Here is a 20,923-nt window from a genome sequence, read left to right on the forward strand (position 1 = left end):
TGAACGAAAGAGAGTTTAGTCGAGACTACACGGATGGTCTATTTTTTTGATTGATTTCTCACCGTAATGGGGTTTCCAGCTTGCGCCCCTTCATTCACCACCACATTTTCGACGGCCTCAACCAGCCAGACAGCCCCTCGTTTAACAAAAACAAACGTAGCTAACGCATCATTGTCGCCCGCTTTCGACCCATCGGGCGCAATGTATGCCTTCATCACGTGCATCAACACATGAACAATCGCAACGTCGGACTTAACGAACCGAATCGATACGGCCCGCTTGGCTAAGGGTATATCGTGAAAGCTGATGTCATGAAACACTTGATGGGCGTACTGGATGTCGGCTCGCCCTTTCCAATGCATCCCCACAATATTGACAAAATCACAATCGGGAGCGATGTAGTTTTTCATATCCCCAAAATTATGCTTGTTCCAACTTGTAAAGAAGGCCTCCACCTGGCGCTCAATCGCTTGTTGATCGTCCTTGTTTTTTTGGTTTAGTCCCATTGACACGGCTGCTTTCGATTGGCCATAAGCAGGTGGAAATAGCATGACAAGTAGAACCCAACAAATGAATCGTTTCATAATGGATCGAGGTTTGATGGGCACAAACCTACCTACTTCTTGCCGGCCATAGGGGTACAAAAACGACATCGTTGTCCCTAAAAATTGTGAGATGTATAAGGCCGCACGAGCGACTGGGTTTCTTCTTGCAAGAGTAAGGTTGGCGTAGAGCCCGCAAATTCGGTAAAGTCCCGGCGCATGTGAGCTAGATCGTAGTAGCCACAGCAGACCGCCACCTCCAGCCAATCTAAATCAGGCTGTTTTTCTTTTAAGCGAATGGCCTGACTAAAGCGTACCTGGCGCGTGAACGTTTTGGGTCCCAGCCCCAACCGTTCATAGAATTTCCGTTCCAATTGCCGGGGGCTCAAGCAGGCCTGACTAGCCAGATACTGTAGCGATACGGGACGGGTGGGGTCTTCCAAAAGCCGGAAAATCGCATCAATCGGGCGCATCTCAACCTGTTTTTGCTGGAGTCGACGGATCAAAAACGCTTCGACGATCTGCTGCATTTGAGGGTAATTGGTCGTCTCCCGCAGTTGTTGATCGACTTGTCGAATCTGGGCATTCCAAAGCAGAGACGCATCCAGGGCCTGATCCAGCAGCTCACTCATGGGAATACCCAATAGTCGATGTAGGCCACCGGGTTGAAAAAAAGTAGCCACGATTAACAGGTCACGCCCCATAGTTAGGTCAACCCGGGAAAGCTGTGGCCCTACAATAATGCAGCTGGGCGCAGTAGCCCTCTGTCGGGTTCCATAGTGAAAGACTTCGATTGGATCGCGGGGATAGAACGAGAGGTTCTGTACTGCATGGGGCGGAAAGGGATGGGTTGGCAAGGGCACGCCAGTGGGCGTTTGGACATGCACAATCTGATAGCCTTTTATAAAGCTAGCCAGCAGGGGTTTGGGTGGATAGAACTGAATGAACATCGTCCTAGAGCTAGTTGAAAAGCAGTTCCTTTTCGAATGAATCGGGTACCCGTTTAGCTGGCCTGTAAGCGGTTGGGTGAACGCCTACGCATCTCAACTTCTTAGGGGTTGCCCTACGAATAAACAAAAAGCTACTCATAAAACCACAGCCAACCTAGGAAAAGCAACAACTATCTACGGGTATCAGTAACGCACGTTGTCATTCGATGCTTTACGGGGCCTTCGTTCTACTTATCTTATCACCCTTTAAACCACCTTTTATATTAGACTACCGAACCAGATTTGCAGTGTTCTTTCCTGGTATGTAACCCCTGTTTTGCGTTTTCTCAGTAACCGCTCCCATATGAGACGAAAGAGGCTAACGGTGATGCCTCAATTTTCGGGCGCTTGAGAAGACGCCATCCTACCAGTTATTCAACGCTTATTATTGGGCATTACCAATCAGGCGGCCGGCCAGCTCCGGCGTACGGGCTGTCGGTAATATTCCGAGTCCAACCCAGAACGGTCACTGCGGTGGGCCGTATGTATTCAAAAGGTACATGATGGAACTTAACACAGAAAGCTGGGCTGAAATACTCATTTAATTCAATCTGTACAGCCTATTCGCCGATTCACTTGATATGTCAACCCCCGAACTACCTCTGGAACTAGGAGTGGTTCAGACTATGTCATAAACGAATAAGACAGTTTAGACTTAGTCATTTCCTCTACTTCTTTTGCTTAACAACGTCGATACAGGAGATATTCCGTAAACTGTTGGCTAAGCGGGTACTAAAATCTGGTAGCTGACCGTGAACGAATGAATAAAAAAATGGACCTCGATTCGTTTGATGTCTATGCCTACATCACAACAAATCATACATCTGATGCCGACAAAGGCTACATCCTGGTCGACCACCTAACCTACCACGAGGCCGCCATACGGTTTCCGTTCCGCACATTCTTTTATGGCATTGGCCTCACCTACGCATCGGGCAGTTCGTTCGAGGTCGGTAGTCGGCAGTATCCAATGCAGCAGGGTTCGTTGATCACCATTGGGCCAGGCATCGTTTCGCAGTGGAAATACGGCACGCCTGACATACCCGCCGATACCATTCTGTTCCGGTCCGAGTTATTAACCCCATTGGTCACTACTTCACTTTGGGCTTCGTTGCCCTTTTTCCTGCCCGGCGGTAAGCATGTCACCATCTTAGACGAGGAGAACATCGCTAAAGTAAAAGGGCTTTTTCGGGTCTTGAACCAGTTTAGCAATGAGCCGGATATCGTAGCCAGTCTTACTTACTCATTGTTGCTGTTGGTGCGTAAGATTCACGAGGGAGAACTGGGGAGGCAGAACCCGGCTTTGTCGGCTGCGGACCAATTAGTGCAGGAGTTTCACCGGCTGGTTGCGCAGGAGTTTCTGGCAAAAAAGGAGGTTGCCTACTATGCATCCCGGCTGCGTATCACCCCTAAATACCTCAGCGAGGTGTTGCTGGCCCAAACCGGCCGGTCGGCCAAGACTATTATTGAGGATGCCGTTTTTCTGGAAGCCCAAAGCCTGCTCCGCCAGACCAGCATGAATGTTCAGGAAATCTGTTACTACCTAGGCTACGCCGATACGTCGTACGTCACCAAAGCGTTCCGGAACCGGGTTGGGATGACGCCCTTAGCGTACCGGAGGCAGTAAACGGTAGTGAAGACCTACCCGATTGTTGAAACCTGAGAGGACTGGGACAAAAACTACCATTTTAACCGACATTATGCCAATTCTGTCTGCCTGAGGGCTGTGTAAGTTGCAACCGATGCAATCCTTACCTCATACCCTTTTCACCTGTGCAGAATGTACATCCATTCACGCTCCAAGTTCCCCCAACTGCCCTCGATGATCTGCCCCAACGCCTTGACAACACCCGCTGGCCAAATCAGCTTCCCGTTGATGACTGGAGCCGGGGCGTACCGGTTGGTTACATAAAGGAACTGGCGGCTTATTGGCGGTATGCATTTGATTGGCGCAAACAGGAAGCCGATGGGAGTCGCCGTGTTTGCTGCTGACAACACCATTCGCCGGTGGGTCGACCGGGATGGAAGCATGCCTCACTGGTCTGAGTTCGACAAGGGTGGGCACATTACGACGATGGAAGCCCCGAATGAGACATGTCGGATGTGCGGGCGTTTTTCGGTCAGCTTAACCCGTAACGCAACGTACCAGTATCGTTTATTTTCTGCTTCCCAGCGAGTTCCTGCTGACATAGGGTTGTCACAGTCAGCCCGTATCTTTAATCGATAACAATCCTTAAGAGCATGGCCCAACTTAATCCGTTTACCATTCAGGTTCCCCAGGACGTACTGGACGATCTTCAGCAGCGGTTGACACGTACCCGGTGGACCGATGAACCCCAAAATGCGGATTGGAATTACGGTACCAATCCTGAGTGCCTGCGTGAGTTGGTGGCGTATTGGCAAAACAACTACGACTGGCGCAAACAGGAAGCGGCCCTGAATGAACTGCCGCAGTTTACAACGACTATTAATGGCGTCAGCATCCATTTCGTCTACGCGAAGGGTAAAGGCGACAACCCTAAACCGCTGATCCTGAGCCACGGATGGCCGGATAGCTTCGTTCGTTTCTACAAAGTCATTCCGATGCTAACCGACCCGGCGACTCACGGGGGAAATCCGGCGCATTCCTTCGATGTGGTCGTGCCGTCGATTCCGGGTTTCGGGTTTTCCGATCGCGTCGCGCTCAACGAGGATGCGACGGCGAATCTGTGGGCGAAGTTGATGACAGAGGTGTTGGGGTATGACACGTTCGTCGCGGCCGGTGGCGATCTGGGCATGGGCATTACCAAATCGTTGGCCAATCAATACCCAGACCGCCTACAGGCCATTCACCTCACCGACGTGGGTTATCCGATGGGCACCGAAGACGGGTCGTCGATGTCGCCCGCTGAACAAGAGTTTGGCCAGTTCATTCAACAATGGTGGTATGCCGAAGGGGCTTACAATATGATTCAGTCGACCAAGCCGCAGACGCTTGGCTACGCACTGAACGATTCGCCGGTGGGGCTGGCCTCGTGGATTGTTGAAAAATTTTACGGGTGGAGCGATACCCAGGGTAATCTGGAAAACAGCTTCACGAAGGATGAACTGCTGACCAACATCATGATTTATTGGATCACCCAGACGATCAATACATCCATCCGAACGTATCGAGAAGGAATGCTGGCCGCTTATACAACCGAAGGGGGGCTCCAATCAACTCAGTATGTAAAGGTGCCGACCGGCGTGGCCATCTTCCCGGCGGATGCTCCGACTCCCCAAGACTGGGCCCAACGGATGGTGAACGTAAAGCGTTTCTCGAAGATGCCAAGAGGAGGGCACTTTGCCGCGCTGGAAGTGCCGGCCTTATGGGCGACCGAAGTCAGTGCATTTTTCTTTGAGGACTAGATTTCGTGACGATTAAGCGTCTTCTGGCGCCCGGCCGACCGGATGATACCCAGAAGTTTGATGAACAAAACTGGTGTTCCCTAGAACGCCAGGCAGGGTGTTTAATGAGGTGATTACCCCAGCACGTATTTCATCGAGTCAAAGCCTCGTCCGTCCAGTTTCAACGGACGAGGCTTTTCTATCAACAGATTATTTCAGTACACCTTACTTGCCTTAAGATACTCGATTGACTTTTTGAATACCCCTGGTTCCGTCCTAACCGTCGCCGGCTGGGCCGTCAAAGGGGTCGGAAATTTTCCAAAGCATCGGTAGGGCGACAGAGGTTAGCCACCTCTTTTTTTGTTTATATCCAACAGTCTTACATTAATGCTCCCAGGTGAGACGGTAGAGGATTCATATACGTGCTTCAAGAAATGGGCGTTTAAAGGAACAGCTATACATACTATCTCTGATCCTGTTTCCTGTTAAAGTCGGTAAGCGATCCGGGCTTTGGCATTTCCTCCTAAAGTAGACTGGGTAAATTAGTCAGTCTTTACCACACGCACCACTTCCGTTTGATCGAGAGTACTCACCTGAAGCAGATGCACGCCTGGCGAACGGCCCAGCTTTACCTCAAGTCGCTCAACGGCAGTCGCCTTCACAATACGGGTCTCGCTAACGGGGCGTCCCTGTTGGTTGATCAAAGACACTAACAGGGGCTGGCCTTCCGCTCCGCTCACCTCGATGTGCACCATCTCGCCCAGGACGGGATTACCTAATAACTTAACACTCAATCTACGCTCTGGTTCAGACGCACTAAGCCGCGCCCGGCCACAAGCTGCTTTCAGGTTCCATAGGTAGGTCACCGTTGTACCGTTCTGGGTAGCCTGGAGCAGAATCGGTTGAACATCATTAACGGTGCGTAGTTCAGTGTCCACAAACTGATCGGGATTCGTCGTCGGTCCCGTGATGCCAATGGCAAAGAAGGTAATGGGGCTATTATCGCCCCCGCTGGTATTGAACCGGAACCCACCCGTTGCACAGTTGTAGGTGGGGGCTAGCAGTGTCAGAGCGCTCCCCGGCGGAGGGGGCGTGAGGGGGCACTGAGCCCGAATGTCCCAGACATAGGTCACCGTCACCCCGCTCTGAGTGGCTTGTAGGTGTAAGGGCTGAGCGTCGGCCGCCGTGCGCAGACCCGTATCGACGAACTGATCGGGATTCGTCGTTGGGCCGGTAATGCCAATGGCAAAGAAGGTAATGGGGCTATTATCGCCCCCGTTGGTATTGAACCGGAACCCACCCGTTGCACAGTTGTAGGTGGGGGCCAGCAGTGACAGCGTTCCCCCTGGTTGATTGACCGGGCACTGAGCGCGAATATCCCAGAGGTAGGTTACGGTCGTGCCGTTCTGCATGGCCTGAAGCAGGATAGGAGGTGCATCGCTCGCCGTGCGCTGATCAGTATCCACAAACTGATCGGGATTCGTCGTCGGCCCCGTGATGCCAATGGCAAAGAAGGTGATGGGGCTACCATCGCCCCCACTGGTGTTGAAGTGAAATACGCCTGTGGCACAGTTATAGGTGGGGGCCAGCAGCGTCAGGGCGCTTCCTGGCCCTGAGTTGACGGTAATGATGATGGCTCGCCAGGCGGTGGCGGTGGCTGTGCCGTTGACCAGGGTTAAGTTCATCACCCCGGCGGTCAGGGGTACACCCTGGATGGCTGGCGGAAGGCCCGTTTCAAAATGCAGGCCATTGGCGGGTATCCCCGTCACCGATATGCTCGTTCGGTTAGGGAGTAAGTCAGGCAGCTCTAGCCGAAAAGATTGCCCCACGGTGGCCGTCCGGCTGATGGGAGGGTCAGGGTCAGGAGGAAGAGGGGGGTTGGGGTCAGGGTTGACGGTAATGATGATGGCTCGCCAGGCGGTGGCAGTGGCTGTGCCGTTGACCAGGGTTAAGTTCATCACCCCGGCGGTCAGGGGTACACCCTGGATGGCTGGCGGAAGGCCCGTTTCAAAATGCAGGCCATTGGCGGGTATCCCCGTCACCGATATGCTCGTTCGTTCGGTTAGGGAGTAAGTCAGGCAGCTCTAGCCGAAAAGATTGCCCCACGGTGGCCGTCCGGCTGATGGGAGGGTCAGGGTCAGGAGGGATGGGGGGAGTCGGTACGTTGAAGAACTTCGTGAATTGAACTGAATGGTGAGGAGGCTTGCTCTTCGCCTGTAAGTTCCAGGAGAAGAGCAGAATCAACCCGATTAACCAACCCAGTGAACGAATCGTAGGAGTCTTATTCACAGCCGAGGTGTTTAGTATGAAAATGATTCGAGAAGTCAGTAATAATAATTAACTCCAGGCGATGAATCCCTTTACTTGTGTACCAACGGCAAATTATCTATCACACTGCCTATGCTCGTATTATACTATATACAAATTAATTATACTGGCGAATTGAAAAGATTATAATCCTATTAAAATGTTCTAGACTAAGTCTACTATCCGTTAGTGCTTTTGGGGCCATTACCAGCCATGCTTTGTTTTATATCAAACGGAGACACTACCAAAGCTGCTTTTACTAACTACTGTGGATTTCTGTCCCTAAGTAGTTAGATGTAGTGAACAAATATGTTGCCTGTACAACTGTCTAACAAAAACGCTCCCAAGTGATACGACGAATTATACATATATCTGCTTCTTAGATGGGGCGTTTCAGGAGCCGATAATCAAACAGAACTGATGGCTAGACTAGTTGGTTTGATACCAGGGGTTAGGGGCTATTTTCTGCGGCTAATCTAGGTACTCCGAATAGAACACGGCTATGATCAAGTAGGAACGTGAAGACAATATGGTGGAGATAGGGTGTACCAACGACGTGTTGGTACCGTTTGGAATTAAAACAAGCAAGCCCAACACTAAACGTCGGGCTTGCCTTTTGACCATATTTAGAAACCGATTATACTCTTCCTCTTAGAAGCGGTAATTTGCCGCCAGTTGCTTATCGTATACGAGCTTCATCGTATTCTCGCGGGAGGTTGAGCTCGAATTGACCTGGACAGAGATAGACTTTCCATCATTAATCAACGTCCAAACCTCTGTTACTTTAAAATCTGCTTTCTCACGATTTGAATCCAGGAATCTAACCGAGTTAATTGTCATCGTTTGGCCGTCATCTGACCACTTTGCCATAGATATCTCCCTTGGGCTTCCAACAAAAGTAGCTTTACTTTCTTTCCCGTCGAAGATCAGTTTCTCTTGTCTAGTAACCAGCGACCCATCAACAGAGGAGCTTGCTACGTCTATCGTTAGAAAATCTACATGACCGGCTATTTTCATTATTTTGGATCTCATCCGATCCCCTCCTCCGAATATGCAAAGTGGAAACTGGCCAACACGTTCACTTTTTGACTCATTCAATTTCCATTCACCAGAAAAGTTGGCGCGAGTTGAAGTCCTATTGGTTAGTCCGTGAGAGGAAATTACGTCTTTGATTTCGGACTTACTAGGATATGCTGGTAGACCAGTTTTGTTTTGTCCTTTCCAAGCGGTGCAAAAAATAAACAAAAATAGCAAAGCATATACAGGTGCGTATTTCATCATTTTTTGTTTTTTTAGTTACCACGGAATTTCAACAAACCTATATGATTTTGTTCTACTTTTTTGTTAATGGCTAGTAAAAGAATGTTAACGGAACGTTAAGGCAGCTTTAGTGAATCCAGTAAAGTCGTTCCAGAGCGAATATCATCAATCAGCTATTCTCAAATAAGGCTCATATCTGAGACGAAGAAGTGTTCATGTATCTGATCCATAAATAGGGCCCTTAAAGAGACCATAATCTACCAGAATTTAGCGAGGGAAATATCAACTGAACTGAGCTGTGGTTCCCCACCGGGACATACCACTAGGCTGGTATTCCAGTCGTATTGATCACAAATTAGTAGAGCGGACACTACCACGTCAAGTTGTCCGAAATCGTACGGAATCGACAAACAAGAGGCTCCTTAGAGCATATCAGAACCGTTGCCCCACTGTGGTAAAATAATTGAGCTCATTAATTTGACGAAGTTTAACCCCGTTAGCTGAACTATACTTTCCCGCGTGTAATAACTCATCTCATTATCAGTAAAGTATTCAACAGATTTAAAAGTAGTGCTAACTAAATTGTATGAAAAAAATCGGCTCTGTACTTATACTATTACTATCTATTTACTTCACACAAGCCCAAGATTTCAGCAAATACAAAAAAGAGGTCTTTATTCAGGGGACCGATACCTTGTGCTACCGAATGTTATTTCCTGAAAAATATAAAAAAAATAAACGATACCCGGTTGTCGTTTTCCTGCATGGGGCGGGGGAAAGAGGGAATGATAATGAACATCAGCTGGATCTGGGGGCCTCTTTATTTTTAAGCGATTCCCTGCGCAACCAGTTTCCGGCTATTATTATTTTCCCCCAATGCCCCACCGATAGCACCTGGAACAGGTTCCTCACTAAATCCGATACGACAGAGGCCTACAACCGTACCTTAAATATCGCAGGGCTAACAACCCCCGAGCGGTTGGTCAAACAGTTGATGGATAGTTTAGTCGACCATAAACTAGCCAATAAGAAACGAATGTATATCGGTGGCCTCTCACTGGGCGGTTTCGGCACCTATGATTTAGTGATTCATTATCCCGATTATTTTGCGGCCGCATTTTCCATTTGCGGCCAAGCCAACGTAAACTTATACACCGAAAATGCAGGTCATGTCCCGCTTTGGATTTTTCACGGTGAGATCGACAATGTTATTCCTGTACAACCCAATCGGGATTTATATAAAGCCTTACAAAAGAAGGGGGCTAAGCAGGTAAAGTACACGGAATATCCAGGCGTAATGCACAACAGTTGGATCAATGCGTTTGCTGACCCAAGTCTACTTCCCTGGCTCTTTTCGTTTAAAAAGTATAGTACTCCCCCAAATTAGGACCACTAGCTAAGTTGAAAAACAAGCTGTAAATAGTGGTTCAAAATGAAAGCAAAACGCAAGCAGCACTCGCCTGCCTTTAAAGCCAAAGTGGCTCTGGAAGCATTGGTTAGTGCTACTATAACCAGGTTAGGTTGTGAAGTTACCGTTTGCACTTCAAGTTGAAATGGCAACAGGAGGGATGATAGCATACTTTATGAACATACTATCATCACCAAAAGTGGCTCAGAACCAATTTGTCCGAAATAACCACCTTACCGGAACATTCTATCTTATTTTATCCCTTTGACAGGCCAAGAGTAGAAGACATCCTGACAAAACAAGTTCGATCACTTTATGGCTGTACGATCAGTGGACCTCAAACCGAACGTCATATTCTCTCCATTGGGCCGAATCACCTCATGATAAAGATCGGGCTTCAACCGGGAACGCTCTATCGGTTATTGCGGCAATCGATGCAGGAAATGATCCAAATAGACTATGATGGTGAAGCCGTGTTTGGAAGCGCCGTTACGTCTGTTCTGGACGCCTTAAGGAATACCACAGACTTCACTGATATGAAAAAGTTGGCTGATGAATTTATGTTCACGCTACTCTCCAAAATTAGACAGCCTATTTCTATCGATTACGTTATCCCTGAACTAATCAAGTACGGGGGCACCCTCAAGATTGATGCCCTTGTCAAAAAAGCCTGCCTGAGCAACCGCCAGTTTGAACGAGCGATTCCTATGAACAAAACAAGCCCTGTCATCTAAAAATTATTCTATTTTATATATACCACCGTGTAGGCCGTTCTTCGATCCATGACGGATACCATACGATGCACCAATTTGTTGCGAATCGCATTGTAAACACTCATCTTGCGCTTCCCTGCCGCTACTTTCCGCTCAAAATAATCCCTCAATTCCCCTTTGGCTTTAACGGCAGCTAAGGCGGCCATATGTAGGAGATGTTTCAATTTTGTATTCGCCATCTGACTGACCTTCGTTCGGCCCCTTACCGACGTGCCCGACTCATAAGCGAAAGGCGCAACCCCAGCATAACTAGCCAGCTTTTTAGGGTCCGTAAAGCGCGTAAAATTGCCTGTAAAGATGAGCATGAATAGGGCTGTTTGTCGGCCCACACCCGGTATGCTCATGAGTAGATCCAGATTCGTTTTTAATTCAGGTGAAGCCTTGATGTGGCATTCAATCTGAGTCTCTACCAGCTTGAGTTGTTTGCGTAAGGCCGCTAAGGCTACCCCACTAGTCTGCTCATGGAGTTTCAGTTCAGCCAGTAGGCCCATCGCCTGATAGTCCTGACTCAAATCAGTAAAGGCCTTGGCCATTTCCATCAGCCGTTCGCGCTGTTGGACGAGCTGGCGAATCGTAGATAATGCTTTATCTGTCAGCCTAAAGAGCCTCTGATCTCGCTGATGGCGGATACAGTATTTGGCAATCAACCGGGCATCCGCTTTGTCGGTTTTTCCGCGTTTCAAACCCAATGAGTGTTTGATGTGGACAGCTGACTGCAACCAAAGATTAGCGCCGATGGGATAAAAGAAATTAACCATCGGCTGGCAGTAAATCCCGGTGTGCTCCATACAAAACAAAGTTGTTTCTAGCCTGAAGTCAGGCAGTTTATTGAGTTGTTTGAGTAAGGTCTCCATCCCAGTTTTGGAATTGGGAATGGTTAGTTCGAGCTTCCGATTTTCCAGTTGGTCAATCACACAAATGGCGTTAGTGGTCTTGCCAATATCAGTACCAATAAAGTAGTTGTAAGCGATCATGGGTAAGGGCTGATTTAGGTGATACACTATGAGTAGCAGACAGCTGAACGTAACCGCCCGGCGGCCCGGTGTGATGGTAGGCCTTATGCCTCAATTCCTATAGGTTCCTGGCTCTGCATTCAAAGGTTAGTAGGAGCTATATCGCACCGATAGGGCTGTCCCTAGTTTAAAGATTAGCTCGCCCTACTACCCTTTGAAAGGTCTTGATTTTTAGTGACAAAGGCCAGCAGTCTTTCTGGGTTTTGTTTGAGAGGCAAACCTAACAGTTTAAAGACAGAATGGGGGTTTCGCCAAAATTCTATAGTCGGTTGGTTCGATTTGGGAAGGCGTGGTTGCTCAAGGAAACGAATCCTCAACTTACCTGGACACAGGTAGCTTACGAATGCCATTATTTCGACCAGATGCACTTGATCCGAGATTTTAAAGTATTTGCCAATGCGAATCCCAAAGACATCTCCGATGAATTTGAAAAGCAGTCCTTCCTGGCCGTGAAAAGCATATTTCACTAAGGTGAAAATGTCGTATTTGTACTAGTCAGCGAGCAGCCTACCGAGCTAGTTTTGTCCTAAAAACAACTCGTATGAAACAGACCTTCTTCGCTTGTGTATTCGCTTTTCTGACAACGGCGGTGTTAGCCCAAAGCCACGAAAAAGATGAAATGACCATTAGGCGTATCATTCAACAACAACAGACTGCCTGGAATAAACATGATTGGGAAGCCTTGAGCAGTTATTTTACCGAGGATGGAACCTTGATCAATTTTGTGGGTGAAATTTGGAAAAGCAAACAAGAAATTCTTTCCCATTTCAAGTTGCTGGGTCCATGCTGCTTAGAGCCAACCTCCTTGCGATTTGACGTTAAACAAGTGCGGTTTCTAACCTCTACTGTAGTCATTGTCTACACGGAAGAAACCCTTTTTGCTGACAAAGACTATAGTGTACCCTTTCGCCAATACAAAAAAGGCGATACCGATTATAAATGGAGAGTTGATGTTTTTGAAAAGAGAAACGATGAATGGAAGATTGTCTCGATGCAGATGACCCTTATCAATCAACTAATTTCACCGCATAAATCATCTGATAAATAATGCGATAAGCAAACATAGGCAGCATTGAGCAACATTCACTTTCCTTTCACGAAACATCTGTCATGTACGCTGTAATTAGATGCCCTTCGGGGCATTTATTTTACCAATCTTTTTGTATACGTACGTATGTGCTGTGACGAATAGGGACGTATTCTCATTAAAGGCTCAAAAGTGAGACAATAGAGCCATCATACATCTGCTCCATAAATAGGGCGTTTTTAAAGGTCCTCATGTCAATATGCCTGTTGGAAGATTGACAAAAATCCGTCAGCTATGACCATCGACAAAACGCCTTGCTTGGAAAACCAGGTTCATCGTTGAAAGCGACTAGGTATCAGGTTCGCGGGAAATCTGTCCAAAATTTACATACTGCACTTCGCTCGCATCAAGTCTGTCAATACGCTATCCCAAAAAATTGGCTGTTTTTGTTGATGCAGTACATTCCACTACAACAATACGACTTTTGGCTACAGCTGTTTTTTTAATGTCACCCACCTTTGCCTCAACAAAAACAGTAAACACAGCAGAAAGTGAAAAATTGGACAATAGCCGATATTCCTCCAAGAAACAGCGGTTTAGCGATCATTACAGGGAGTACCGAAGGAATTGGATATGAAGATGCACTGGCCCTATCATCGGCGGGATGGAATGTAATCGTGATGGGACGTAATCCTCAAAAAGGAGCGGAATCAATTGCCAGCATTCAACAGAGTAACCCCAAAGCCAAAGTGAGTTTTGAAAAAATAGATCTTGCAGACCTGTCATCAATCAGATCCTTTGCTTCGAGAATGATCTCAAAAGGGCAAGCCATCGATCTACTCATCAATAATGCTGGCGTAATGACGCCACCTAAACGACTCGAAACGGCCGATGGCTTTGAGTTACAGTTCGGCACGAACCATATCGGTCACGTTGCCCTGACCGCACAACTTCTTCCCTTATTACGTCAATCACCCGATGCGCGTGTTGTTACCCTGTCAAGTGTAGCCAATCGGGAAGGAACAATCATTTTTGATGACCTTCAGTCAACCTCTTCGTATGTTCCCGGGAAAGCATACAGTCAATCAAAACTGGCCAACCTGATGTTTGCTTTAGAATTTCAGCGGCAAAGTGAAAAACACGGTTGGGGGATCACGAGTATGGCTGCCCATCCAGGTGTTTCCCGCACCAATCTGCTTATTACAGGGGCTGGGCGATGGAGTGCCGCAGGCATGGCGAGAACGTTTCTTCCATTTTTGTTTCAGCCCTCTGCACAGGGAGCCTTGCCAACCTTATATGCCGCTACTGCTCCAGAGGCTGAGGGAGGTGTGTATTACGGACCAAACAAGATGATGGAGACTCGGGGATTTCCATCTGTCGCCAAAATACCTGCACAAGCGGAGGATGCACATGTTTCGTTGAAATTATGGGAGATATCGCAAGAGCTAGCCAAAGTTGACTTTTAGTCCTTTTCGGATTCTCCTTTTCAATTTGTAATGCACAAATAACACCATGAAACGGATAGGTTTTATCGGAATAGTCTCCATGATGCTTTTATCTTGTACCCCCCAAAAACTGTATATATCAGTAATAAAACGGGCAGTCCAATCAGGTTATAAAAAGCATCAACCAATTGGGATTTCGTGGCTACTTAGGCATTTCTCTCTTGGGGAAGACTATTAAATTTAAACGAATTCAGTAAACCGTAAATCAAGTTAACCGATGAAAGTCATAAGCATAGTACTTATTTTAATCTCAGCATTCCTGAGCATTAAACACGGTTGGGATGCCTTTCAGCCTGCCAATGCCGAACAAACCAAAATGATGGCCGATTTAGGCATTCGTAAAACCATTATGCCGTTTTTTGGCGTATTATCCATCGTTATCGGGCTGATGTTGCTTTTTCCGCAGACCTTCTTCATCAGTAATCTACTAAACGCAGTAACCATTGTTCTGATCATGGCTTTGTCACTGCGAGCCGGCAATACATCGATGGCGTTGATCGAAATTCCGTTTCTGGCGATGCCGCTGCTTTTGATTTGGTTGACGTATCCGTTCAAATTCTAAAACCGCTTTTGCACCATGGCAACGCCGAAACCGTATCGAATCGAATCGATTACGCAAATACATCGGTTGATGGGTCTGCCCAAACCTCATCATCCCTTAATCGGTCTAATCGACCTGAAAAGTCTTAAAGCGGCCCCAGAAATCAAGGCCGTCATGTTAGATCTGTACGTAGTGGCAATGAAACGAGGTTGTGACAAACTGCTGTATGGGCAGCAAAAATACGATTTTGATGAGGGCTTGATGGCCTTTATGGCACCCGGTCAGATTCTGCGGGGTGAGGAGGGCGGTGTACCGCATCAGCTTGACGGTTGGATGCTGTTCATTCACCCTGACTTTTTGTGGAATACGCCCCTATCCAGAAAAATAAAACAGTACGACTACTTTGGTTACTCTGCCCACGAAGCCTTGTTTCTGTCCGACAAAGAAGAAACCCTCATCAAGGGCATTATCGACACCATCCAACAGGAGTACAATTCTACTATCGATAAATTCAGTCAGGACGTAATCATTGCTCATCTGGAAGTACTTTTCACCTATGCGCAGCGGTTTTACGAGCGTCAGTTTATCACCCGCAAGATAACCAACAGTAAGCATTTAGAACGACTTGACGACATACTGACGGATTACCTCAATGGCGAGAACCTGATTGCCAAAGGGTTGCCCACGGTTCAGCAGATTGCCGAAATGCTGCATATTTCCTCCAAATATTTAAGCAGTTTACTCAAGCAGCTCACGGGACAAACCACGCAGCAACTCATCCACGAAAAGCTGATTGCCAAAGCCAAAGAACGCCTAACAACCACGGAATTATCTGTCAGCGAAATTGCCTATGAACTGGGATTCGAGCATTCGCAATCATTCAATAAGCTCTTTAAAGCCAAGACCAACCAGAGTCCGCTGGAGTTCAGGGCTTCGTTTAACTGACTTCCAACTACCCAATTGGAAGTTTTCAACTGAAATTTCTTGACACAAATTGTATGTGATACGTCTCAGAATACCCTCCCGCCTGAGACGAATAGATACCCGTCATACCTATACGTCAATAATGGGGCGCTTTAAGAAGCTATGAATAGAACAACTTTCTCACCCTGTACCATGTACCAGTATGACGCCCTTAGAAACCGTCTTAAAATAGGGTAAACACATAAATCGTACCTGAGTGGAATTGAAATCAGTAGGGAGATCAGTAAATGATATCCCATCAAAACTTCTCATCGTACTGAACCAGAGTCATAAATTAGTATGAAGCACGAGTTGATCGTTCGAGTTGTCCTGCAAAAGCCGCCGGGCGGGGTAGATTTCGGGCTCCAGAAGGGCAGTGGACATGCCTATGAACCGGTACAGGTTCAGCAGGCCCGTGGGCAGGACATTCGATTTGAGTGCCCCGTCACCGTCAAAGGCGACCGGCAGACCGATGAGAAACCGGGTTTTTCCGGGTCTTTTGTCCAGGGCCCTCCGCCGGAAAAATTTATTTATATCGATATCGGTACCTACGCCGGGCAGAGGGAGTCTATCTGGGGAGGGCGATTGAAAGTGCCGCTCCGCGGAATTAGCTGGGATACCATCGAAGAAGTCATTCTCTCTTCGGAATTAGTGCTGGAAACACAGGTACCGGGATCCGCAAAAGACGGAAGTCCAGCTTGTGCTACCGTAAAACCATTCGGTGGGTGGAAAATTAATCATTTAAACGCCTAAATTTAGGTCTGCCACGACGAGTAAGGATACGTCATTCAGGTAAAAATTACCCAATAGGGAACAAAACTGCGAGTGTGGCGAGGGGTCCAGGTTAACAAACGTTCTCTGTTTTTTGCGCTTCAACAGGCCATTCAAATCGCACTGGGCTGGCAGCATCCTCCTCTTTAGGCATTCAGGGTTGGCAACAATGGCATCGGCTAAGCTGATGATCGGTTCGGCTTGATGACGATGAACAGATCGATGGGAGGGCGGAGCTTAGTGAAATGAGAAAAGATCGCGGTTCTCATTCGTTTCTTTAAGGTAAAATTGATTTTTAGGTTATCTCACCATACACTCCTACACGAGACGGAGGGCTTTTCTCATATGTAGCATAACAGGCTTAACAAACTTTAACAGCTTGTCTATTAGCTATAGACCTACCTTAGTTACTCTATAAGGTATGAACATTCTATGCTACAGAACTATCTCAAAATTGCCTGGCGTGCCTTAGTAAAAAATCGGCTCTACACCGCTATCAATATTACTGGCTTGTCGATCAGTATTGCTGCTTGCTGGCTCATCACGCTTTACGTTTGGAATGAGCTGACCTTCGACAATTTTCACCAACAGGCCAATTCGATCTTTCGGGTAATTACCCGCTTCAAAACAACCGGCTCTGATGACGGCCTGGCCGTGTCGAGTGCTGATATTGGGCCCCGCCTTCAGCAGACCTATCCTGAAGTAGTGAAGACAGTCCGCTTTAAGGCTACGCCGGTGGCTATTCTACGAAACGCTACTGGTCTGGTTAATGAAAGTGATGTGTATCAAGTGGACAAACGTGTATTTGAGGTCTTCTCCTACAACCTGCTTTCGGGCAGTAAGACCGCTTTAAATAAGCCCTATAGCCTGGTACTCACTCAGAAACTGGCCACCAAATACTTCGGTACTGGCGACCCGATGGGGAAGACGCTACTAGTTAATAAGCAGCCCTACACCGTCACCGGCGTACTACGCGACCTACCAGTTAACTCCGACCTGAAATTTAGTATGCTGCTTTCCTGGCAGGATGCCCCCCCCTCCCCTGAAGACGTATTCGATACTTCTTGTTTTACCTACGTGTTATTAAACGACCAAGCGCAGGCCGTTCGATTTGGGCAGAAACTGGCCCAATTTGATCAGTTACAGGTGGCCCCACGGATTAAGGCATTGGGCTTAGGCAATGACATCCAAATTAACCATCAACTGCAACCACTGACAGAGCTTCACTTCGTGGAAGGGCTCTTCGATGATACGCCAAAAGGTAATCGACTCTATTTAGTCGTCTTTTCCATCATAGCGGCCTTTGTTTTGCTGGTGGCCTGCATCAACTATATGAATCTGTACGTAGTGCAGGCGGCCAAGCGGCAGAAAGAAGTGGGTATCCGGAAAGTAATGGGGGCTGGTAAGTGGCAGTTGATGAGTCAGTTTCTGGGCGAAGCACTTTTATTAATGCTGGTGAGTTGTGTACTGTCTGTGGTCATAATCGGCCTGGCTAGTCCCTTGTTTGAGCAGTTAACTGGCATTCCGCTAATGCTGCCCAAGGGATCATTGATTGCGGGTGGTCTCACCCTGTTAGTACTGGTTGGTCTGCTAACGGGGCTCTATCCGGCCTTATTTTTGTCGTCCGCTCAACCGGTACGGGTGCTGAAAGGACAGACTTATGGACTAGGTCGTGGGTGGACCCGCCAGTCGCTACTGGTGCTGCAATTCACGATTTCGGTCACGTTTATCGTCGGTACGCTAGTCGTACGACAACAGACCAATTACCTGCGTAGCAAAGACCCGGGCTTCAGCAAAGAACAAGTGCTGGTCATTGGTGTACCCCCCGACGAATCCATTCGCAAAAAGATGCGCCTTCTCAAGGCAACCCTGGAAAAAAGCAGTCGAATTGAAGCCGTATCGCTAGGCTTGAGTCCGATCACCAACGAAGCCAAAGCCAGTGTGATCCGGGAGAAAAACGGTCAGCGGACCGAGCAGCTCGTCTTTTCGGCGCATATCGACGAAGATTATCTGCCGCTGCTACAAATCCGGTTACGGGTTGGGCGAAATTTCCGTTCTGAGGGTGACAAATCCCGGGCGGTCGTGGTTAACGAACGCTTTGTGCATTGGATGGGCTGGCGCATGGATCAGGCCATTGGCCAAACAGTGAAGACCTCCACGACGGACTCTCTTCCTCAGCAGGTGATCGGCGTGGTCAAGGATTACCATTTCGCCTCCCTGCATAATTCGGTTGAACCCCTGATTTTATATTATCAACGGGATAATCCATGGAACGTACTGGTTCGGCTCAAACCCACGGCGATGGATGAGGTTCGGTCGGTGTGGGCCTCACTGATTCCCGAATACCCCTTTGAAGCGGCTTTTCTAGACACAAGTTTCGATCGACAATACCAGCAGGAGGCCAAAGGAGAAACGCTCCTCCAATGGTTTTCGGCCTTAATTATTCTGCTGTCCTGTTTAGGCGTGTTCGGTTTGATGGCGTTTACCACGCAACAACGGACGAAGGAGATTGGCGTTCGAAAAGTATTGGGTGCGTCGGTGACTCAGATCATCAGCCTGTTGGCCAAAGACTTCCTAATCCTGGCGCTTATTGCTGTTATGGTGGCGAGCCCGATTGCTTGGTATGCTATGCATCGGTGGTTGCAAAGCTTTGCCTACCGAATAGCAATCGATTGGTGGGTATTTGTTTGGGCCGGTCTGTTGGCTGTTGGCACGGCTCTGGTAACCATCAGTTTTCAAAGTGTCAAAGCGGCTTTAGCCAATCCCGTACAGTCCATACGAAGCGAATAGCCTCACAAACCATTGATTGGAAGAGTTTGAGAATGTATAGACTGAGTTTATTTATTCTCAAAAAACGCTGGTGGCTGTTGCACAACCCCCAGTCGGGGTCTAATCAGCTCGATTTGAGTTCAGGATGCTCTATAATTTACTAGGATAGACACTTCAGTGGCAGTCTTTTTGACCTTAACTGAGTTGTGCAACAGCCACGCTGAGTTTGTGAGACTGATTTTTCTCCCAAATGACCGCAAGTTTAACGCGACTCCAAGACGAACCCTCAGGCAGCTCTGCGTGAATTACCTCGCTTTTTTACATTATAGAGCGTCCTATATGTACTAGTGACCACCTATTTCTCTATAATTCTTTTCGTTATTGAGTTATTCATTCATAATCATATCCCCAAAAATGGCCCCTATTGATTTAACTGACCCAGTTCGAAGGGTTGGTCCCTCAGGAAAAAGTGAAAGCGTTGATTGGACTGTTTTAGACTCCGGTTTGGTCTTGGGTTTGGGATCTTTCAACTGATCGATACCCAGCGACTTGACCAGATAAGCCGTTGGATTCTTGACATTTTGGCGAACCCCATTGGCTAATTCAGAATCAATCCGGAAAAAGGTATCCAGCAGGCTATGATCCGACAAAATACGATCTTTTTGAAAACCTTTCAGCTTATAGTTCTTCATTAACTGCCATGCTGTTGTATACGCTTCATTAATAGACATGTTATTAACCGTCCGTTGATCCTGACTAACGGCTTCAGCAGCTAACTGTTGGGGGGTTTTAACTATAAAAGCTAATTCAATAATTTTCTTTCCCACTTTTTTAGCAGCTGACCACTCCAGGTAAAGGTTTGCCTTCTGTTGCAATTCACGCTGGGCTACTTCTAAGGCATTCTTTTTAAAATCATTGAAGGTATACCGGCTGGGACAATTAAGCATCATCATCAAGCGGTCTACTGAATATGAGAATTCACGCTGACCACGATTATGGTACATGCTAACGATTTCGAACATACGTTGTGCGTAAACCGAAGAAAGCGACAACATTACGTCAATATCATATTTGGTGTAACGCTGGCCAAGCTCAGCAAAATGAGGAACTACATCGGCAAACATAGTTAGCTCAATCACTCGCTTGCCATCAATCACTTCGGAACGAACCCTTGGGAAAGGCGTAATAAAATCAAACTTACCTTTCGCGTCATTACGATAGATCAGTCGTTTTGATTGCAGAGATTCGGCCGCGTCCGCTATCTGTTTGTGGTGATCACGGGTTAATTCAGAAAATGGAATACTGAAAACAACGTTTGCTTTTTCCTGCAATTCTCCTTTCAAGGTCATGTGGCCTATCTGGTTGACGACTAGAACGACAATCTTCTTTTCCAACTCGGTAAACTCCTGTTTCGATTCCGTGAATAAGTTTGGCTGGTAATTCGTCGGACGTTTGGTGAATAAAGGGGCCAGCTGATCTTCAGGATTTTGCTGCATTTTCGGAAATAGTAAGGTGATTATCAGTAAGTTTGTTCAAATCTATAAAAACCAGTTCGTTTTTACAAACTGGTTTTTATAGATTTTTACTTAATTTTTTGCTGCCTAAACCTCGTTTTTCTCATTTGAGTACACCGCCCAAACCTCGTTTTTCTCTTCTATTTTTTTCTTATATTCATGTGTTTTTGTCCGA

Annotated in this window: 20 protein-coding genes; 13 read left to right on the forward strand and 7 right to left on the reverse strand. The window is 47.3% G+C overall.

Annotated features, from left to right (window positions below; genetic code table 11):
- Positions 1-38 precede the first annotated feature (38 nt).
- A complete protein-coding gene (locus GJR95_RS37185; protein ID WP_162390684.1) occupies positions 39-584 on the reverse strand; it encodes an SgcJ/EcaC family oxidoreductase in 546 nt (181 codons plus the stop codon).
- Between the two features lie 77 nt (positions 585-661).
- A complete protein-coding gene (locus GJR95_RS37190) occupies positions 662-1,492 on the reverse strand; it encodes a helix-turn-helix domain-containing protein (RefSeq protein WP_162390685.1) in 831 nt (276 codons plus the stop codon).
- 799 nt (positions 1,493-2,291) lie between these two features.
- On the opposite strand from GJR95_RS37190, the gene GJR95_RS37195 reads away from it, so the two are divergent.
- The 4 genes from GJR95_RS37195 (at position 2,292) to GJR95_RS37210 (ending at position 4,918) form a co-directional block, all read left to right on the forward strand.
- Positions 2,292-3,158 carry a helix-turn-helix domain-containing protein gene (locus GJR95_RS37195; RefSeq protein ID WP_162390686.1) on the forward strand — a complete coding sequence of 289 codons (867 nt, stop codon included), beginning with the start codon at positions 2,292-2,294 and terminating at the stop codon, positions 3,156-3,158.
- A 146-nt stretch (positions 3,159-3,304) separates the two neighbouring features.
- Positions 3,305-3,523, forward strand: coding sequence for an epoxide hydrolase N-terminal domain-containing protein (locus tag GJR95_RS37200; protein WP_232540980.1), 219 nt, complete (start codon positions 3,305-3,307; stop codon positions 3,521-3,523).
- Positions 3,498-3,758 (forward strand): hypothetical protein, encoded by a 261-nt coding sequence (locus tag GJR95_RS37205; RefSeq protein WP_162390687.1) that lies wholly within the window; start codon positions 3,498-3,500, stop codon positions 3,756-3,758. The genes GJR95_RS37200 and GJR95_RS37205 overlap by 26 nt, the downstream gene beginning before the upstream one ends.
- Positions 3,759-3,772: 14 nt before the next feature.
- A complete protein-coding gene (locus tag GJR95_RS37210) occupies positions 3,773-4,918 on the forward strand; it encodes an epoxide hydrolase family protein (protein ID WP_162390688.1) in 1,146 nt (381 codons plus the stop codon).
- A 521-nt stretch (positions 4,919-5,439) separates the two neighbouring features.
- Here the strand turns inward: GJR95_RS37210 and GJR95_RS37215 are convergent.
- The 3 genes from GJR95_RS37215 to GJR95_RS37225 all read right to left on the reverse strand — a co-directional run bounded on the left by GJR95_RS37215 (position 5,440) and on the right by GJR95_RS37225 (position 8,485).
- Complete coding sequence (locus tag GJR95_RS37215) at positions 5,440-6,939, reverse strand: T9SS type A sorting domain-containing protein (protein WP_162390689.1); 1,500 nt, start codon at positions 6,937-6,939, stop codon at positions 5,440-5,442.
- A complete protein-coding gene (locus tag GJR95_RS37220; protein WP_162390690.1) occupies positions 6,905-7,186 on the reverse strand; it encodes a hypothetical protein in 282 nt (93 codons plus the stop codon). The genes GJR95_RS37215 and GJR95_RS37220 overlap by 35 nt, the downstream gene beginning before the upstream one ends.
- A 669-nt stretch (positions 7,187-7,855) precedes the next feature.
- Positions 7,856-8,485, reverse strand: coding sequence for a hypothetical protein (locus GJR95_RS37225; protein ID WP_162390691.1), 630 nt, complete (start codon positions 8,483-8,485; stop codon positions 7,856-7,858).
- A gap of 565 nt (positions 8,486-9,050) precedes the next feature.
- Here GJR95_RS37225 and GJR95_RS37230 point away from each other — a divergent pair.
- Together GJR95_RS37230 and GJR95_RS37235 are read left to right on the forward strand one after the other, a co-directional pair.
- Positions 9,051-9,851: a carboxylesterase family protein gene (locus GJR95_RS37230; protein WP_162390692.1), complete on the forward strand. Its 801-nt coding sequence runs from the start codon at positions 9,051-9,053 to the stop codon at positions 9,849-9,851.
- 401 nt (positions 9,852-10,252) lie between these two features.
- Complete coding sequence (locus GJR95_RS37235; RefSeq protein WP_162390693.1) at positions 10,253-10,606, forward strand: hypothetical protein; 354 nt, start codon at positions 10,253-10,255, stop codon at positions 10,604-10,606.
- 8 nt (positions 10,607-10,614) lie between these two features.
- Here GJR95_RS37235 and GJR95_RS37240 read toward each other — a convergent pair whose 3' ends face one another.
- Positions 10,615-11,619 (reverse strand): IS110 family RNA-guided transposase, encoded by a 1,005-nt coding sequence (locus GJR95_RS37240; RefSeq protein WP_162390694.1) that lies wholly within the window; start codon positions 11,617-11,619, stop codon positions 10,615-10,617.
- Between the two features lie 278 nt (positions 11,620-11,897).
- On the opposite strand from GJR95_RS37240, the gene GJR95_RS37245 reads away from it, so the two are divergent.
- The 7 genes from GJR95_RS37245 to GJR95_RS37275 all read left to right on the forward strand — a co-directional run bounded on the left by GJR95_RS37245 (position 11,898) and on the right by GJR95_RS37275 (position 19,255).
- Positions 11,898-12,128 carry a helix-turn-helix transcriptional regulator gene (locus tag GJR95_RS37245; RefSeq protein ID WP_162390695.1) on the forward strand — a complete coding sequence of 77 codons (231 nt, stop codon included), beginning with the start codon at positions 11,898-11,900 and terminating at the stop codon, positions 12,126-12,128.
- A gap of 71 nt (positions 12,129-12,199) precedes the next feature.
- Positions 12,200-12,706, forward strand: a complete 507-nt coding sequence (locus GJR95_RS37250) for an SgcJ/EcaC family oxidoreductase (RefSeq protein ID WP_162390696.1) — start codon at positions 12,200-12,202, stop codon at positions 12,704-12,706.
- A gap of 530 nt (positions 12,707-13,236) precedes the next feature.
- A complete protein-coding gene (locus tag GJR95_RS37255; protein WP_162390697.1) occupies positions 13,237-14,151 on the forward strand; it encodes an SDR family oxidoreductase in 915 nt (304 codons plus the stop codon).
- A 256-nt stretch (positions 14,152-14,407) separates the two neighbouring features.
- A complete protein-coding gene (locus GJR95_RS37260; protein WP_162390698.1) occupies positions 14,408-14,752 on the forward strand; it encodes a hypothetical protein in 345 nt (114 codons plus the stop codon).
- Between the two features lie 15 nt (positions 14,753-14,767).
- Positions 14,768-15,676, forward strand: coding sequence for a helix-turn-helix domain-containing protein (locus tag GJR95_RS37265; protein ID WP_162390699.1), 909 nt, complete (start codon positions 14,768-14,770; stop codon positions 15,674-15,676).
- Between the two features lie 318 nt (positions 15,677-15,994).
- On the forward strand, positions 15,995-16,447 hold the full coding sequence (locus tag GJR95_RS37270; RefSeq protein ID WP_162390700.1) for a DUF5990 family protein: 453 nt from the start codon (positions 15,995-15,997) through the stop codon (positions 16,445-16,447).
- Positions 16,448-16,897: 450 nt separating this feature from the next.
- On the forward strand, positions 16,898-19,255 hold the full coding sequence (locus tag GJR95_RS37275; RefSeq protein ID WP_162390701.1) for an ABC transporter permease: 2,358 nt from the start codon (positions 16,898-16,900) through the stop codon (positions 19,253-19,255).
- Between the two features lie 365 nt (positions 19,256-19,620).
- On the opposite strand, the gene GJR95_RS37280 is transcribed toward GJR95_RS37275, so the two are convergent.
- Positions 19,621-20,730, reverse strand: a complete 1,110-nt coding sequence (locus GJR95_RS37280) for a replication initiation protein (RefSeq protein ID WP_162390702.1) — start codon at positions 20,728-20,730, stop codon at positions 19,621-19,623.
- Between the last annotated feature and the right edge of the window lie 193 nt (positions 20,731-20,923).

It is taken from the genome of Spirosoma endbachense (genome assembly GCF_010233585.1).
In the GTDB taxonomy this organism is placed as follows: domain Bacteria; phylum Bacteroidota; class Bacteroidia; order Cytophagales; family Spirosomataceae; genus Spirosoma; species Spirosoma endbachense.